Below are 1,376 nucleotides of genomic sequence, written 5' to 3'. Positions count from 1 at the left end.
CGATAGCGGTGTGTCAGACAACCTCAATGTCGACTGACACACCGCTATCGCGAGCAGGCTCACTCCTACAGGGGATTTGTGGTGTGTTCAGAGGCCCAGCAGCGACAACATGATGAACGTCGCAAACAACACAAAATGGGTCATGCCTTCGATGGCATTGGTTTCGCCGTCGTTGAGGTTGATTGCGCTGACGATCAGGGTGAGGAAGATCATCACCGTCTGCACCGGGGTCATCGCCATCTGAAACGGCTGGCCAGTGTAGAGCGCCATCGCTTCCATCACCGGCACCGTCAGGATCACCGTCGACAATGACGCGCCCATGGCGATGTTGACCACCGATTGCATCCGGTTGGCCAAGGCCGCGCGCAATGCCGTCAGGATCTCCGGCGCCGCGGAAATGGCCGCCACCAGAATCGCCGTAATCACCGGCGGAGCACCCGTGCCTTCCAGGCCCAGGTCGAGGGTCTTGGACATCACTTCGGCCAAGGCGCCGATCACCACAACGCCGAACACCAACGTGCCGATACTCAGCGCCAGATTGACCGGTTCAGGTTCCTCCTCCGGGACTTTCCTGCGGCGTTTTTCCGGGTAGCTGTAGCTGAAGAAGTAACTGTGCGGCCCGACCTGCATACGCAGGAACAGGGTGTAGAGCACGACCATCGCGCCAATCGTGAACGCCGAATACAGCTTCCAGTTAGCTTCGGGAATGAACTCCGGCACCACCATGGAAACGCCCATTGCGGTGAGGATCATCACGCTGTAACTGCGGGCCGAGTCGTCGTTGTACGACTGTTCACCGTGCTTGATCCCACCCATCAACGCGGCCAGGCCGAGGATGCCGTTGATGTCGAGCATCACCGCCGAGTAAATCGTGTCGCGCACCAGGGTTGGCGAGGCTTCGTTACTCATCATGATCGCCAGGATCACCACTTCCACCAGCACGGCGGCCAGGGTCAGGATCATGGTGCCGTAAGGGTCGCCGACTTTTTCCGCGAGCAGTTCGGCGTGATGGGCGACACGCATGGAGGCGACGACGATGAAGGCAATCAGCACCAGGCCAGCGGTCAGCGCGATGGGCTGGCCGCTGTGCAGCATCCAGTGTTCCAGTGGATAAGCGACGAGCGCGGCAATCACGGCCAGCAACAGAAACTTTTCTTGCTTGAGGAGTGTGAGCATTGCGGGCCTTTTGTGCCGAGTGAAGCGATCAGGGTGATGAGCTACTGACTGCGGGGCGGCGCTAACGTTTCGTTACACCTTAGCGCACCAGTGGATGGCAGCAGGTTTGACACGTGCACTTTTATTGGCCTTGCGGGGCTCTTCGCGGGCAAGCCTCGCTCCTACAGGTTGGCGTCGCTCTTGTAGGAGCGAGGCTTGCC

Annotated in this window: 1 protein-coding gene; it reads right to left on the bottom strand. The window is 59.6% G+C overall.

What is annotated here, in order from left to right; all coding sequences use genetic code 11:
• Positions 1 to 87 precede the first annotated feature (87 nt).
• Positions 88 to 1,176, bottom strand: a complete 1,089-nt coding sequence (locus tag QMX98_RS34625; protein ID WP_010463784.1) for a calcium:proton antiporter — start codon at positions 1,174 to 1,176, stop codon at positions 88 to 90.
• Between the last annotated feature and the right edge of the window lie 200 nt (positions 1,177 to 1,376).

The organism is Pseudomonas sp. PS02303 (assembly GCF_029959925.1).
GTDB lineage: Bacteria > Pseudomonadota > Gammaproteobacteria > Pseudomonadales > Pseudomonadaceae > Aquipseudomonas > Aquipseudomonas mandelii.
The sequence above is the reverse complement of the archived record's forward strand: the minus strand, read 5'-3'. Positions and strand labels throughout refer to the sequence as shown.

Excerpts from the sequence above, each read along its gene's own strand:
- QMX98_RS34625 (WP_010463784.1), bottom strand. The coding sequence starts at position 1,176 with ATGCTCACACTCCTCAAGCAAGAAAAGTTTCTGTTGCTGGCCGTGATT.